The sequence below is a fragment of the Gemmiger formicilis genome (genome assembly GCF_024462815.1).
GTDB lineage: Bacteria > Bacillota > Clostridia > Oscillospirales > Ruminococcaceae > Gemmiger.
Genome location: NZ_JANGCG010000005.1, coordinates 13,974 through 27,474, shown reverse-complemented (window position 1 = coordinate 27,474; position 13,501 = coordinate 13,974). Strand labels below are relative to the sequence as shown.

General features: G+C 54.5%; 17 protein-coding genes. 5 read left to right on the top strand and 12 right to left on the bottom strand.

The genetic code is table 11. From position 1 onward, the window contains the following. Window positions 1-314: 314 nt before the first annotated feature. The 5 genes from NE623_RS05920 to NE623_RS05900 form a co-directional block, all read right to left on the bottom strand. Window positions 315-1,229, bottom strand: a complete 915-nt coding sequence (locus NE623_RS05920) for a hypothetical protein (RefSeq protein WP_256271970.1) — start codon at window positions 1,227-1,229, stop codon at window positions 315-317. After that, the gene (locus tag NE623_RS05915) at window positions 1,229-1,405 is read right to left on the bottom strand and encodes a hypothetical protein (protein WP_256271971.1); all 177 of its coding nucleotides are present in this window, start codon (window positions 1,403-1,405) and stop codon (window positions 1,229-1,231) included. Before NE623_RS05915 ends, NE623_RS05920 begins: the two co-directional genes overlap by 1 nt. Before the next feature lie 8 nt (window positions 1,406-1,413). Next, window positions 1,414-1,908: a hypothetical protein gene (locus NE623_RS05910; RefSeq protein ID WP_256271972.1), complete on the bottom strand. Its 495-nt coding sequence runs from the start codon at window positions 1,906-1,908 to the stop codon at window positions 1,414-1,416. Between the two features lie 145 nt (window positions 1,909-2,053). Continuing rightward, window positions 2,054-2,443 carry a hypothetical protein gene (locus tag NE623_RS05905; protein WP_256271973.1) on the bottom strand — a complete coding sequence of 130 codons (390 nt, stop codon included), beginning with the start codon at window positions 2,441-2,443 and terminating at the stop codon, window positions 2,054-2,056. A 4-nt stretch (window positions 2,444-2,447) separates the two neighbouring features. Beyond that, entirely contained in the window at window positions 2,448-4,007 is a 1,560-nt protein-coding gene (locus NE623_RS05900) for a hypothetical protein (RefSeq protein WP_256271974.1), read from the bottom strand. A gap of 27 nt (window positions 4,008-4,034) precedes the next feature. Between NE623_RS05900 and NE623_RS05895 the strand changes: the two genes are divergently transcribed. Next, window positions 4,035-4,175, top strand: coding sequence for a hypothetical protein (locus NE623_RS05895; protein ID WP_256271975.1), 141 nt, complete (start codon window positions 4,035-4,037; stop codon window positions 4,173-4,175). Between the two features lie 209 nt (window positions 4,176-4,384). Here NE623_RS05895 and NE623_RS05890 read toward each other — a convergent pair whose 3' ends face one another. The 4 genes from NE623_RS05890 to NE623_RS05875 all read right to left on the bottom strand — a co-directional run bounded on the left by NE623_RS05890 (window position 4,385) and on the right by NE623_RS05875 (window position 6,262). Continuing rightward, window positions 4,385-4,597: a hypothetical protein gene (locus NE623_RS05890; RefSeq protein WP_256271976.1), complete on the bottom strand. Its 213-nt coding sequence runs from the start codon at window positions 4,595-4,597 to the stop codon at window positions 4,385-4,387. 56 nt (window positions 4,598-4,653) lie between these two features. Beyond that, window positions 4,654-4,881 carry a hypothetical protein gene (locus NE623_RS05885; protein ID WP_256271977.1) on the bottom strand — a complete coding sequence of 76 codons (228 nt, stop codon included), beginning with the start codon at window positions 4,879-4,881 and terminating at the stop codon, window positions 4,654-4,656. A 321-nt stretch (window positions 4,882-5,202) separates the two neighbouring features. Beyond that, window positions 5,203-5,820: a Rep family protein gene (locus tag NE623_RS05880; RefSeq protein WP_256271978.1), complete on the bottom strand. Its 618-nt coding sequence runs from the start codon at window positions 5,818-5,820 to the stop codon at window positions 5,203-5,205. 145 nt (window positions 5,821-5,965) lie between these two features. Then, the gene (locus NE623_RS05875; protein WP_256271979.1) at window positions 5,966-6,262 is read right to left on the bottom strand and encodes a hypothetical protein; all 297 of its coding nucleotides are present in this window, start codon (window positions 6,260-6,262) and stop codon (window positions 5,966-5,968) included. A gap of 193 nt (window positions 6,263-6,455) precedes the next feature. Between NE623_RS05875 and rpsT the strand changes: the two genes are divergently transcribed. Beyond that, entirely contained in the window at window positions 6,456-6,722 is a 267-nt protein-coding gene (gene rpsT / locus NE623_RS05870) for a 30S ribosomal protein S20 (protein ID WP_256271980.1), read from the top strand. Window positions 6,723-6,840: 118 nt separating this feature from the next. Here the strand turns inward: rpsT and NE623_RS05865 are convergent, their stop codons facing one another. Together NE623_RS05865 and NE623_RS05860 are read right to left on the bottom strand one after the other, a co-directional pair. After that, a complete protein-coding gene (locus tag NE623_RS05865) occupies window positions 6,841-8,394 on the bottom strand; it encodes a putative PEP-binding protein (protein WP_256271981.1) in 1,554 nt (517 codons plus the stop codon). Window positions 8,395-8,407: 13 nt separating this feature from the next. Continuing rightward, a complete protein-coding gene (locus NE623_RS05860) occupies window positions 8,408-9,592 on the bottom strand; it encodes a patatin-like phospholipase family protein (RefSeq protein WP_256271982.1) in 1,185 nt (394 codons plus the stop codon). A 470-nt stretch (window positions 9,593-10,062) separates the two neighbouring features. On the opposite strand from NE623_RS05860, the gene NE623_RS05855 reads away from it, so the two are divergent. Continuing rightward, entirely contained in the window at window positions 10,063-10,992 is a 930-nt protein-coding gene (locus NE623_RS05855; protein ID WP_256271983.1) for a nucleotidyltransferase family protein, read from the top strand. A 101-nt stretch (window positions 10,993-11,093) separates the two neighbouring features. Here NE623_RS05855 and NE623_RS14870 read toward each other — a convergent pair whose 3' ends face one another. After that, window positions 11,094-11,588 (bottom strand): MATE family efflux transporter, encoded by a 495-nt coding sequence (locus NE623_RS14870; protein WP_370866696.1) that lies wholly within the window; start codon window positions 11,586-11,588, stop codon window positions 11,094-11,096. A gap of 315 nt (window positions 11,589-11,903) precedes the next feature. On the opposite strand from NE623_RS14870, the gene NE623_RS05845 reads away from it, so the two are divergent. Both NE623_RS05845 and NE623_RS05840 read left to right on the top strand, forming a co-directional pair. Beyond that, complete coding sequence (locus tag NE623_RS05845; protein ID WP_256271984.1) at window positions 11,904-12,122, top strand: phosphatase; 219 nt, start codon at window positions 11,904-11,906, stop codon at window positions 12,120-12,122. A gap of 76 nt (window positions 12,123-12,198) precedes the next feature. Continuing rightward, window positions 12,199-13,431, top strand: coding sequence for a murein hydrolase activator EnvC family protein (locus tag NE623_RS05840; protein ID WP_256271985.1), 1,233 nt, complete (start codon window positions 12,199-12,201; stop codon window positions 13,429-13,431). Window positions 13,432-13,501: the final 70 nt, after the last annotated feature.

The following is a 13,501-nucleotide window of genomic DNA, read 5'->3' as shown; positions in this document are numbered from 1 at the left end:
AACTTCTCGCACTCTCTTGCCATGCAATGTTGGCAACAAGGCAAAGTAGTGCGGACGGCGCTAAAGCAAATAGAGAGAAAAATAGCAGCTGCCGTAAAGCTCTACTCTTGCCTTTGCGCGATAAAAGTTTCTACTATTGAAAAGTTGCACCCGCGCAGGCGCTGCAATTAACTCGGTCGGGGCCGTCGTTCTCACAAGATACAAGGTCTGCACAGTTTTTACAAATCTACAAATCTATAAGATAAAGCAAACGGGCAAGCGCAAGCAGGGCGGGGGCAATAGCCCCGCGCCCCGCTTTTGCGCTTGCCGCCTTGCTATTTTTTCGTGCCGGCTTGCATCCGGCGTTTCGCTTTCTGGGTAGGGCTCGTTGCTACCTCTAGGCCCAGAGGGCCGGCCGGGGCCTGATTGGTGATGATTTCAGCTTCAGACAGAATGTCACCTTCCTCAAATTTTTTCTGTAGGTTATCTACTACCGCAAGAGTATCATAGGCGTTGTAATCTTTGTCGAGGACAAACCACAAGCCGGAGCGCAGCGGTTTAATCATTTCCGCATTGGTTGCATTCTCCATTTCCCACGCATCATAGGCACTCCAAAGCTGAAAGCGCCAAATCTTTTTGCACTGGATTACTGTGTGCGTTACATCCCGGAGCAGCTTGTCTACGTGCTGAAAACGCTGCGCACTACCATAGAAACTGATATGATAGTGGCGGCAGCAGAGCAGCGTGTTCAAGAAGTAGGCGTTGAAGTTGTCCTTAAAGCTGCGACTGTTCATCTGAACGGACAACTCGTCCATAGCTACAATCGTGACCGTCAACGTTTCGTTTTCATCGTCAATAGCGTTCATAGTTTTACTTGCTTTGACAACTTGCGCAAGGCTTTCCAGCTTTGTATAGGGGACGGCTAAATCCACGTTCGACAGGATGTTGATTTTCTGCACTACGAACTTTTTACGCCGCGGACACCATACAACTTTGTCATTATACTGATTGTACAGGCCGACCACCTTATGTACAAGGGACAGAGTTTTACCGCTGCCGAAATACCCACAGTATATGTCCAACGCGCCGACAGGGCAGTTGTGCCAACCTCTATGCAACTGGTAATAATACAGGTCTTTTATTGCGTGATACAAATTTTTGAACGGATGAAAGACAATGCAGCGGGCAATCCGGGAGACAGCCAGCGTAATAGCAGCAGCAACAAGCAGCAGGACGGTATATCCATTCATCAGAATTTACCCCGCGCAAAGGTGTGCGTGAAATCCTTGATAATGCCGAACACGAAAAGGAACAGCGCAAAGCCCACAAGGACAGCTAGAAACCAAGGAAAGAATTCCGACAGGTTTGTCGGAGCATCGGCGGTGATGCCGAAAAAAGCTAACAGGTCATAGAATATCTGTACCATATTGTACCTCACAGTCTACGGACAAAGCCGATAATTATTGCACCTACAGCAACAGCAGCAAGCACCAGCAGTAGCACTTCTGTAACGGAATACTCTTCAAACGGTTTTGTGAACGCATCAGGTTCGGCAGTTTCGGCAGTAGCAGTGCTGTTGAGCTGCACCAGCTGCGCGGAAATGTCCGACAGCTGCGCCGTGTAGTCGGGCGTAGGACTTTCCTCTGCACCGCTTTCAGCATCCACAGAGGGGGCGAGAACCGCCGCCAGAGCGTCAACGGAATCTTGCAGCTTATCCAGTTTCTCATACAAGGTGGGGTCGTTGACCTGTACGCCAGTTACTTGCGTGACCTCATGTACTTCTCCATCTGCGGACTGATCCGCTTGCGCGGAACTGTCCGCAGATTCTGCAGGAACATATTCCTCCGCGTTGGCCTTGATGGTGAAACATACCGAGAGCAGCACAAGCATCGCGAGAATGATTCCGCATACTTTGTTGAAATTATCCATTAAAATAGCAGCTCCTTTACAACCCAACCGATGAGAGACGCGAACAGCGCCCAAAGCATTAAATCCCAGAAAGAGAAAGTGGCACCGTAAATGTTCATATTAATCTGCAAGAACTTTACGATTTCTGCCATAACATCTTGAAACATTACGGATTATCCTTCCTTCCTATTTCTTTAACGATAGCCACCAAGACTACGCAAACAGCAGCTAAGATAATATAGAACGTAAACGAAACGGGCAAAGCGGCGATAGAGCCGCCTATACACGTGCTTGTGAACTCTAAAACGCCGCCTAGGCCAGAAAAGTGGCCGTCCCATTGTCCCTTCACTCCATCCATAAGATTTTTCAGCGAATCTGTTGAATTTGTAATAGCATCTGCCATATCGTCACCAGTTTGCGCGGTTTCAGCTGTGCTGAAATCGCCGCTTAATACATCGTCACGGCCTACACCACCGGGAGCTGCATCTGCAAATACAGGTGCAGCGGTGCAAACCAGCACGCAAAGTAGCGCCAGCATTGATAGAATTTTTTTCATGCACTCACCTTCCTGTAATAAACTTGATTATGCGGATAACTGTTACAATAACCGCGCCTGCGGTTATTGCTGTAATGGCTTGCGTAGGAATAAAGGGGAACAGCTTTCCGACAAGAGAGAGCAGCCAAAGCAGGAAACTGAAAATTGACGTGATTAGCTTCCATATCGCTTTGAGAATTTTTTCGACGATGTCTTTCAGCAAATCAGCAAGCCATTTAAACGGATTCCAAGAATTATCACCGGAACCAGAGCCGGAGCCAGAGCCGCCCGGATTGTCACCTCCGGGAGAAGGCGGTGTAGTGGGTGTGGGCGGGTCTGTCGGTGTAGGTGTAACATCGGGAGCGGGTGTTTCCGTAGGGTCGGGAGACGGAGAAGGAGACGGAGAAGGTGTAGGAGACGGCGAGGGCGAAGGTGTGGGGGTCGGGGTATCTTCATAATTGATATAGTAGTAATTGTTAGTTACTGAATCGTAGGTGTAATATTTGTTGGTTTCGTTGTTGTAGATGATGGGCGTATTGGAAATGTTTGTAACGGTTTCGTTTTTCTCGTTGACGGTGGTGTACTGGGGGTAAATGTAGGTAAGGTTTGTGCTACTGTCTACATAAATGTTACCGTTCCATGTGTTGTTGGTAATTGTAATATTTGTGTCAGAGGTGATTTTATTATCATCAGGGTCACAAGTTACTACAAGACGAAAAACACGAGCTTTAATAGCTTCACCTTTTGCGGCTGAATAGACTGTATAACTATAATCATACGCTTGATACCGAGATATTCCATAATCATCATAACGAGCCGAATCTGTCGGGAGCTTCATAGTTTCTTGTTTAGGCGAGTAGAAAATCTGTTCATCTGCGCCTAATGATTTTCGATAGCGAAATAGGGGTTGACCCTTCGCAACATAATAAGTGCCGGGTACACCGTTTTGAACTTCATAAACAACATTGAATGTAGCATATGTTCTAGTATGCCGTAAAGCATCAACAAGGATATAATCATAATCGTACTGATTGTAATTGAACGAAAGTTGATAATGCTTACAATACGATTGATGATTTCCGGTTCTTTTACAGTCATCCGTATGATACTCTTGTTCAACAAAAAAATCCTGATAGGGCACAGAAACACAATTAGAATTTAAAGCAAGACGAGGATGTGCAACATAGGTTAGTTTTCCCTCTTTGCTGACTTGTGCAGTGCCTTCCTCATCTTCAAAACCCGGTAGGTCTTTCCGGCCGATGCCGGAGGGGGCTTTTTCGGCTGGAATTAAGTGACCGTTGTTGAACGAAAAATTGATAATCGCAGAAGAATCGGCGGCATCAAGAATTTGTTGGTCACCAACAGAAAACAGACTCAACGAACCGAGTTTATTAACCCAAGCCCATTTACCGCACTTATCGCATTTATAAAAATCGTCATGCGCGGTAAGAAGTCTGCGCTCCTGTTTTGTAACAGAGCCACCACAGGCAGGGCAAACGATGGCGTTATCAGCGAAAGCCGCAAAAGGCATCATTGACAAAACCAAAAATACAGTTAAAATTATAGATACAAGACGCTTTTTCATAGACACCACCGAAAGGAGAAGTTGAGAATGACGGAACAGAACAGAGAACGGCTAAAGATTGTAATATGGGTAGTTTTGGGAATGTTGGGAACAATGATTTTCTGGCCTGTTGGACTTATCGCCAACATAAGCCTGATTGCATGGCTACTATTTAAAATCTTCCACTAAACCCGCCGCCAGTGATGGCGGCTTTTTTAGTTGCGCGGAATGTAGAAAGCTTGCGCGTACAGTTGCGAGAGCCGACCGCAAGCAATGCGGGAGCAGAAGCGGCGAATTGCAATAAGGCGGTAGTTTTTCATATATGAACCCTCTTTCAAGGAAAAAGCAAAAAAATGTGGGGCAGGGCATTCGCCCTGCCCCACATGGGCCGTGCTGGATTAGCCGCGAGCAGCGTTCTTAAGACGAGCGAAGATGCTGATGCCCACAGGAACCAGACCAGCAGCGAGACAGAACAGCAGAACAGGCTGCTTGGTAATCTCGGTGACAACAGTGCCGGACAGAGTGAACACATCGGTCATGGCAGCAATGATAGTCTCCATAGCGCTCTTTGCAACCCCTGCACCATCGCCAGCGGCGAACATGGTGTACATAGTTGCTTCTCCTTTCCTAGAATTTTTATGTAATCGCTTGCTTTTGGGGGCTTGCGTTACAACTGGTAATCGTGGGAGACAAACTCAATTTTGTGAATAGAATTGTCCTCATAGCTGGAAACCAACAGAGAGTAGTTAGCGGCCTGACGGCCATAGCAGCGGGCCAAACTTTGTTTAGCGTCGAAAAGCAGCGTTGCATTCTGCTTACTGCCGATGAACCGCTGAACTTGAATAAGGGTGTCGATTGCGTTATAGTCAACCAGAGATTTTTGAATGATACGCATATTGCACCTCAAAAGGGTAAATCTTCTACAACTTCTTTAAAGGGGCGAACCTCGCAGATATTGTAGTATTCATGCTTTAGGCGAAAGATGCACCCTGCACAGCGCGTGTAGACCTGTGGTATATGTAGGTAATGTACGGTATCCAGCAGTTCAAAGCGGAACGGTGTAGGAATGTTCTTCTTTTTGTAGCTGTCGTACACACAATACTGCTTGCCCATCTTGCAATCTAGTGTTGCGTTCGGGCAATCATTGCAGTAGTAGCAGGGGCAAGGGCGGGCGTGGGTAACTCCGTCTATAACCTCGGTCGGTTGGTGACAAGCATCAATCCATATCGGCATAATCTGCACAACCTTTCACGGTTTCCTGCCAAATATCTTTCCAGAGGTTGTAGTTTTTGCGGAACGTAGACCAACAACCATTATCGTATGCCCAGCGTGCCAACTCCTTGACGGAGTGGCACTTGGGCATATCGAACATAGTGGCAACCTGTTCTTCCTCGCTCACGCCCTCATTTTGTGCGGGCGGGTCGAAGTCGTGCAAGCCTACTATGTCGGGGTCGTACTTGTATTTATCATCTTCGTTTTCATGCCAGAGATACACATAGGATTTATAGAGATTGAAGCATCTGCGAATTGCCGTGTTGCTCACACTACAAAAGGCTTTGTTTCGCAGTTCCTTCGCAACGCCGCTTGCATAGCGTTGATTTTTGAAGCGTACCACAAAATGAACGTGGGGCTTTTTGAGGTCTCCCACATTCCACGGCGGGCAATCGCCGCCGTGGTCTTTTGCGTACTCTTTCAAGTCCTCGGCATCGTAGGTATCTTTATCGTGCAAAGCCCATGCGCACGACCAGTGTTCTTTTACATAGTCGATTGCATTTTGCTGGCTTTCAGGGTACAGCGTGAAAATGAATTGATAAGCTTTTGGGGAATCTGCCACTTTAACCACCTCTGTTTTCGTTTTGGCTTGGCTTTTGGCTCTCCACGGACGTAGCGCCGTGGAGAGCCAAACCGACGTTCACAGTTTGGCGGTTATGGTGGGGGTCGTGGTGGTGGCGGGTGCATCTCCATAGGGCTGTACCTCGTTACTCCACGACCTCGAAATCCTTGAGGATGTAATTCTCGTAGACTTTCAGAACCTCAAAATCAAGTTTGCGGTTCAGAATGTCAGTTTCCTTGCCGCCGCACTCGGCGACCAGCTGGGCGTAAATGTCGGGAGTGGCACGAACCTGTAACACCTCAACGCCGCCGACGTTCTCACGGTTTTTCTTCACGCAATGCAGACGGAAGAAATTGTAGTTTTTGACCTGTCCGGCATCTTTGCCAGACTTAGCGGTAAAAGAACCTTCGCGGTGTTCGGTTGCCAATACAGTGTACTTCATTTTGTAGACCTCACTTTTTTACTTTAGAGACTGCTTTTCTTATGTCTCTGTGTATTTAAATCACCTCGGTTAGGTGATGCGTTTAGTCTACAACGGAACTTGTATGAAGTTTTTTCAAAAAAAGGCTTGCAAGTTACCGAAAAGTATGCTAATATAACTTGTACTGTTATGGGGAACCAAGGAGGTGGAACGAATGCCTAATATTAAATCTCAGAAGGATCGCGTTGTTCAGGGCAAGAAAGAGGCTCTGCACAACAAGACCATCAAGTCCAACCTGAAAACAGTGGTCAAGAAGGCAAACGCTGCCATCGACAGCAATGCTGCTGACAAGGAGACCGTCGTTAAGGTCGCTGTCTCTGCCATCGACTCTGCTAAGAGCAAGGGTGTCATCCATAAGAACACCGCTGCCCGCAAGATCAGCCGCATGGCTAAGCGCGCCAACAAGGCTGCTGCTCAGTAATTGATCGCATGAACAATGCCCGCCGTAGAAATACGGCGGGCATTTTCATTTTGTTTGTACAGTGCGGGGTTTCCGGCAGGCAACCTTTGCCGGGCAGCCTCCGCGAAACTCCATATCGTCAGATTTCCTGCTCCATCAGCAGCTTTTTCAGGGGCAGCAGGGCGGCGGGCTCGGCGCTGAAGGTGCGCACGCCGATTTTCAAGTAGGCAGGCATGGCGCTGACGGCGGCTACCGTGATGCCGCACAGGTAGACCTGCACGCCGCGGGGTGCAGCGTCCGCCAGAATGTTCTGTACCAGCCGCAGCACGGCGGGGTTGGTCAGCTGGTTCACGGCGGCCGTGGGGTTCTGCACAAGGCCCAGCGTGTAGCGCGCCAAGTCCTCAATGTCAATGGCCAGCAGCTGGGCACCGTGCTCCATCAGATCAACGGCCATCACCGCCGCCGAGGGCATATCCACCACACAACCCAGCATCAGCGGGCTGGTTTCGAAGCCCTGCTCCAGCAGCTCACTGCGGCAGACATTTACCTCGGCCATACAGACGTCCCAGTCGGCCACATCCTTAATCATCGGGAAAACCACCCGCAAATCGCCGTCCGCGGCGGCGCGCAGCAGCGCCTTGATCTGCGGCTGGAACAGCCGGTGGCTGTTCAGCCGGGTCTGCAGCTCCCCGGCCCACGGCGCGTCATCGTCGGCGTGGGTGTCACAGGTGCGCAGCAGCACCGGCACGCCCTCAGCGGATTTCAGCAGTTCACGGCAGCGGGCTGTCTGGGTTTCCACACTCTGGTCATAGAGAATCACCGTCTCGGTGCGCACAAGGCCAATGCCCGCCGCGCCGCGGGTGTGCGGGGTATCGCTGTCGCTGATGTTGCAGGTGGGCATCAGGCGGAAGGCCGTGCCCGCCTTCGTCAGGCAGGGCAGAGCGGCCACCGGGTCAGGCTGCTGGCCGTGCAGGCGACTCAGGGCGATCTTGCAGTCCGCCTGGGCAATCTGGGCACCGTCCGGCTCCACCACAAGCGTACCGCTGTCGGCGTCCAGAATGGCGCGGCGGCCCACCGCCATGGCGGCAACGCCGTCCCCCAGCTGCACCACCGCGGGGATGCCCAGGCTGCGGGCCATAATGGCGGCGTGGCTGACTGTGCTGTCCTGATTGCTGGCCAGCCCCAGCACCATGCGCCGGTCAAGGCTGAACAAATCGCTGGGGAAAAAGCAGTCTGCCACCAGAACACTGGGCCGCTTCAGGTGCAGGCGGCGGCGCGGGCGGCCATCCAGAATATCCACCACCCGGCGGCAGACATCGCAGACATCGACACTGCGCTCCCGGATGTACTCATCATCGACATTTTTTAAGCGGTTGGCAAAAATCTGCTCGGCGCGCTCGACCGCGGCGGCACCGCCCGCACCGGCTGCAATGTAATCGCCAATCTCATTGGTGAAGGACTCGTCCTCCAGCAGCGCAATCTGAAACAGCAGAATGTCCGCGTCGGGGCCCTTGGCGCGCTGGCTCAGGCGGCGCAGCTCGTCCTTGGCCAGCACAACGGCCACATCGTAGAGGGCGCGCTCCCGGAAGGGGTCACACACAATGCGGTGTAGGCCCGTGGTGCCATGGTCAATCTGCTCGACCGGGCCAACCGCAATTCCGGGTGACGCCGGTACGCCGGTATAGGTGTGCATAGACTGCCTCCCATCACAAAATCGGCATTTCCGCCAGAGTCCTGCTGACTAAGGCGGTGACAAACTCCTCCGGCACGGCGGCGGCAATGGCGCGCTCGGTCACAAGGGTGTTTTCCTTGCCGTCCAGCAGGGCGGGGAAGCGGTCTGCCGGGTCCTTGTCAAAGCTGCCCATAAAGGTTGCGGCCAGCAGCTTGGGCGTGTAGGGCATATCCTCGGGCACGCCCACACGCTCGGCCGCCAGCTCCAGCGGGGCCAGCGCGCCGCGGGTGGGGGCGCTGGGGTTCGGCGCATAGGGCGCGGGGTAATTGGCCCGCTGGCGGGCGTTCTTTTCCACAAGGTCAATCTCCGGGGCACGGGCGCAGACCTCGGCCAGCAGCTTCTGGTAGCGCTCGGCAAAATGGGCCAGATACTCCTCGTTGTCGGGCAGCATGGCGTAAGCCGTGCCGCCGCAGCGGCCAAACAGCCGCATAGTGTCAAAGTAGCCCAGCGCAATATTGCGGGCAGCGCGGGCGGGGTCAAAGTCCAGCGTGGGGCCCAGATTCCAGTGGCTGCGCACGATGCGCGTGGGCAGGCCGGTGGTGTTTGGCTTGACGAAGCCGATGCCGTCCACATCGACCCCCAGCAGCTCAGTTGCGCCCATCTGTGCGGCCAGATCCAGGGGCATATTGTCCCGCCAGCCGCCGTCAATGTACTTGACACCGTCAATTTCCCGCGGACGCAGGGCGGGGAAGCAGGCGCTGGACGCCAGCATATAGTCCTTGAGCTGGCCCTCGGGTATCGTCTCAATCGGGCACTGGATGCTGCGCAGGCTGCCCAGCTCGGTCATAACCAGGCCGAAGTGTATGGGCGAATGGCGCACGGCGTCCTCGTCAATCAGGCGGTCAATCGTCTCGGCCAGCGGCTCCACGTTCAGCCCGCCGCTGCGGATAATGTCCAGAAAGAATAGGCGCAATTCCTCCGGCTTGAGGGTCTCGGGAACCTCCAGCACATCGTGGATTTCCAAGCTGCGCCACAAATCCTCGGCCTCCTGAATTTTGCCCATCGTGAAAAGGCAGCCGTTCAGTGTGCCGACACTGGCCCCTGTGATGATATCGGGCGTCCAGTCCAGCTCCTGCAATGCGCGCCAGACACCAATCTGATAGCTGCCCTTGGCCCCGCCGCCGGCCAGCACCAACGCACGTTTTGCGGTATGTTCCATCAGGGTTGCCTCCTTACTGTATATGTTGTCTTTATTATACCATTTTTTGCTGCGGGCCGCCATAGTAAATGGCGTCACAAACTGCTGAATTTGTCCGGTTTTTTAAATTTTATAAGGTGCTTGCAACGGCAGGGGAAAAGGAGTAAGATAAATGTAAATACATAAGGCAACACCGCATAATTCTAAGTGCCGATACGGCGAGCGAGAAGTACAAACTGCTAAGCAAAAAGCGCAGGCAATGCTGGATGCTGCAAAGGTGAGCGCCGCCAGTGGCGGATACAGCGAACCGAAGCAGGGGCAGCGGTCGCAGAGTGCGAGGGGCTTTTGTCCCCGAAGCACGATGCGGGTACCGCAACCCGACATTACCGAGCATTTTTGCAACGCAGATTGTGCTTCGTAGCCGCAGTAGCGGTGCTTAAGCCGTTAGGCGGGAATTGTGCGGTGTTGCCATAAGGCAGGGAGCAATGACTATGCAGACAAAACCGATTCTGGTTGTTATGGCTGCCGGTATGGGCAGCCGCTACGGCGGACTGAAGCAGATCGACCCGGTGGGGCCGTCCGGCGAGGCCATCCTCGATTACAGTCTCTATGACGCACGCCGCGCCGGGTTCGAGACGGTGGTTTTCATCATCAAACACGAGATTGAGGACGCCTTCAAGGAGGCCGTCGGAGCCCGCGCCCTGCGCGCCGGGTTTGAAGTGCGCTACGCCTACCAGCAGCTTGACAAGCTGCCGGAGGGTTTCACCGTGCCGGAGGGCCGCGTCAAGCCGTGGGGCACGGCACATGCCATTCTGGTGGCGGAGGAGGCCATCGGCAACGCGCCGTTTGCGGTCATCAACGCGGATGACTACTACGGCCCGCAGGGCTTCCAGCTGGTGTATGACTACCTGAGCACCCACGCGGACGGCGACCGCTGCGCTTGGGCGATGGTGGGCTTCCTGCTGGGCAACACGGTCAGCGCCAACGGCAGTGTCAGCCGCGGCGTCTGCGTGACCGACGAGCATCACAACCTTGTCAGCGTGACCGAGCGCACCTGCATTGAACCGTATGACGGCGGCATCCATTACAGTGAGGACGGCGGCGCAAGCTGGGCCGACCTGCCCGCCGACAGCGTGGTTTCGATGAATTTGTGGGGCTTCACCCCCGACTATGTGCAGAAGGCAAAGGCCGGCTTTGCCGCCTTCCTGCAGGAGAATCTGCCGGTGAACCCGCTGAAGTGCGAGTATTACCTGCCCACCGTTGTGACCAACGCACTGAACCGCGGTGAGGCCGATGTCCATGTGCTGACCAGCGCCGACCGCTGGCACGGCATCACCTACCGCGAGGACAAGCCCGAGCTGGTAGCCGCCCTGCAAAAGATGAGCGCAGACGGCCTGTACCCGACCGATAAGCTGTTCTGAGCAAGATAAAGTAAAGCCCCCCGGCAGATTTTCTGCCGGGGTATTTCTGTAGGGAGGGGGCTTACAGCGGGGTGGGGTCACCCCGCCCTACGGGCAACCCATCACCGGGTTGCCACCCCAAACAGTCCCTTCTTTTTCAGGGTCGTATACATAATCAAACAGACCACCACCGACAGCACCGAGCCGCAGGCGGTCGCAAGCCCCATCGGCAGCAGTGTGTCAGGGAACCACTTGGACATAAAATACGCACCCGGCACGCGCCCGCCGCAATGACCGCGGCGTCTGCCGTGAAAAGACTTACCACATTCGGCGCAAGGAACTGGATGAGCACCCCCACGGCGCTGCTCGCCCGCGCCGACGGCGTGGCCGATACCGACCGTAACGCCCATAGCCAGCCCCACCAGCATAACGGTACTCATATGCATGACCTGACTGCCGATGGACACCGCCGTGGTGGCGGCCACACCGTCAAACCGGCCGATGATGAGCAGATCCGCCATACCGTAGAGCGTCTGCAAAAAGTACGATAACAGGTACGGAAGTGAGAAGTGCAGCACTTTCTTGAGAACGCTGTCATTCCCTAAGAATGTTGTCATAAAAACTCCCGGCCTCTTTTTCGGTTTAAAGCGGTGATTCCCCGCAGATATTACTATTTAAGCGGATTTCCACTGCTTTGTCAAGAGGGAGCCGGGGTGGCGGAGCAGCAAAATTTTCGTGCCAAATCAGCGCAAGATTTTACAATTCGGCTGTTGTATTTGCCTCGTGTGTCGGGTATAATAAAGGCATATGAAGGGATCGCTGCCAACACACATTCCCATTGTAGGGGCGGCGTTCCCGGCGCGCCGGGCCTTCCCGGAAGCGTTGTTTATCGCGTATACGTGCCGTTTTTCACTGCAAAAGGAGCTTTTATCATGATGAAGAAAACCACCTTCGGAGCCGTGCTGGCCTTCCTGTTTGCCGCTGCCGGTGCCCTGACCGCCGCCGCACTGTACCTCTATCACCGTGAGAAGGAGCTGGACGAGTACGAGCGCCTTCTGTTCAGCGATGACTATGATGATTTCGATGATGAGGACGATACCGACGCCACCACCTACGAGACAATCCACGACACTGCAAAGACCGAGGAGTAACCCCTCTGGGACAATTCAAACCGGCTGGGCGCTGACCTGACGGCGTCCGGCCTTTTGTTAATGGAGAAAACCGACTATGCGCAAACTGCTGCTTTGGCTGGTGATGGTTGCCGCTATGGTTGCCGCCATTCTGGGCGGAACCGCGGCCTTTCTCTACAGCCGCACCGGGGCGGACAAGCTCCCGCAGGAGGCTGTCACCTTCGGCGAGCAGGAGCTGACCGCCAACGGCTGGGACTGGACAATTCCGGTTCTCGGCGACAAGGTCAGCAAACCCTACGAAAGCCCCACCAACCTGACGGTGCAGAAGCTGGGCACTTTTACCGATACCGTGCCGCAGCTGGTGCTGCCCGGTTGGGTCACCACGGCGCAGGTGCAGCTTACCGCGCCCGACGGCACCGTCTGGGCGGGCACGCAGGCTGACTGCAATACCTATACCTACACACAGAACGGCGAGTACCAGCTCACCGTGACCGCCTACCACAGTGCCGACAGCAACACCCCCGGTGACCCGGTGGGCTGGTATGCCTACCGTGCCGCCTTCACCATGGCGATGAACCCCAAGGTAACCCTGAGCGCCGAGCGTGCGCCCCAGGGCAGCATTGTGGCCATCCAGCTCAGCGGTATTCTGGACGGCGAGCCGACGGTCGAGACAGACCTCGGCACCGTGTGGTTCCGCAAAACCGCCAGCGGGTATATGGGCTATCTGCCGGTGACCTACAACGCCGAGGGCGGCGACCACACGCTGAGCCTGACCTGCGGCTCTTTAAATAAGGAAATCATCCTGACTGTCACACGGACGCTGTATGACACCGTGGACATTCCCGCCGAGGAGAGCGCCGGGGCGGAGGAATTCCGCAACGCCATCTGGCCACTGTACACCACCGGCAGCTCTGCCAAGCTGTGGAACGGCCGGTTTGAGGTACCCAGTGCCGGTGCGCCCACCATGGAATACGGCACCACCCAGATGGTGGACGGTGCACGCAGCGGCCAGTCCACCGGCATTACCTACGCAGCCGCAGACGGCGAGACTGTCACCGCACCGCAGGCGGGCAACGTTGTCTTTGCGGGCACGCTGACCCTGACCGGCGGCACGGTGGTCATTGACCACGGCTGCGGCGTCAAGAGCTACCTCTACGGTCTGGAAAAGGTCGATGTCGAACGCGGGCAGTCTGTTGCCACCGGCGACCCGCTGGGCACGGCAGGCACAACGCACAGCCTGATTTACGAGCTGCGCATCGGCAGCAAATCGGTCAATCCGCAGACCGCACTGGACGGAAACAGTGGTCTGCAGTTCCGCGAATACGAATAAGTATACTACCGTACAGCACGGCGCACCCGGCCGCCGTTGATGAGAACCCAGGTACAGAGCAGAGTGGGAG